The organism is Desulfofundulus thermobenzoicus (assembly GCF_009428905.1).
In the GTDB taxonomy this organism is placed as follows: Bacteria; Bacillota; Desulfotomaculia; order Desulfotomaculales; family Desulfovirgulaceae; genus Desulfofundulus_A; species Desulfofundulus_A thermobenzoicus.
The window spans coordinates 1-662 of record NZ_WHYR01000128.1 but is presented as its reverse complement, the minus strand read 5'-3'; the positions used below and the strand labels follow the sequence as shown (position 1 = coordinate 662).

General features: G+C 41.7%; 2 protein-coding genes. Both read left to right on the top strand.

Annotated elements, in window-relative coordinates; all coding sequences use genetic code 11:
* A partial coding sequence (gene rplW, locus GFC01_RS17815; protein WP_152948485.1) for a 50S ribosomal protein L23 occupies positions 1–251 on the top strand: 251 nt, incomplete at its 5' end.
* Positions 252–279: 28 nt separating this feature from the next.
* On the top strand, positions 280–662 hold a 383-nt coding region (gene rplB / locus GFC01_RS17810; protein ID WP_152948484.1), incomplete at its 3' end, for a 50S ribosomal protein L2.

The following is a 662-nucleotide window of genomic DNA, read 5'->3' as shown; positions in this document are numbered from 1 at the left end:
TTACTGAACGTTCTGCTGATCTAATGACAGAGAAGAAGTACACGTTCGAAGTTGATGTCAGAGCTAACAAAACAGAAGTGAAAGACGCTGTTGAAGAAATCTTTGGAGTGAAAGTTGAGAAAGTCAACGTTCAAAACTACAAAGGAAAATCAAAACGCGTTGGACGCTACACTGGTATGACTAGCCGTCGCAGAAAAGCGATCGTGAAATTAACTGCTGACAGCAAAGAAATCGAAATTTTTGAAGCGTAAATCTTAAAAAGAAGGAGGGAAATTCAAAATGGCGATTAAAAAGTATAAACCAACCAGTAATGGTCGTCGTGGCATGACTACTTCAGATTCTGCTGAAATCACGACTGACAAACCAGAAAAATCGTTGCTTGCACCGCTACACAAAAAAGGCGGACGTAACAACCAAGGTAGATTGACTGTTCGTCATCAAGGTGGCGGTCACAAACGTCAATACCGTATCATCGACTTTAAGCGTGATAAAGACGGTATACCTGGACGCGTTGCTACAATCGAGTATGATCCAAACCGTTCAGCTAACATCGCTCTTGTAAACTATGCAGATGGTGAGAAACGTTACATTCTTGCTCCGAAAGGAATCCAAGTTGGTACTGAAGTTACTTCTGGACCAGAAGCTGACATCAAACCAGGTAA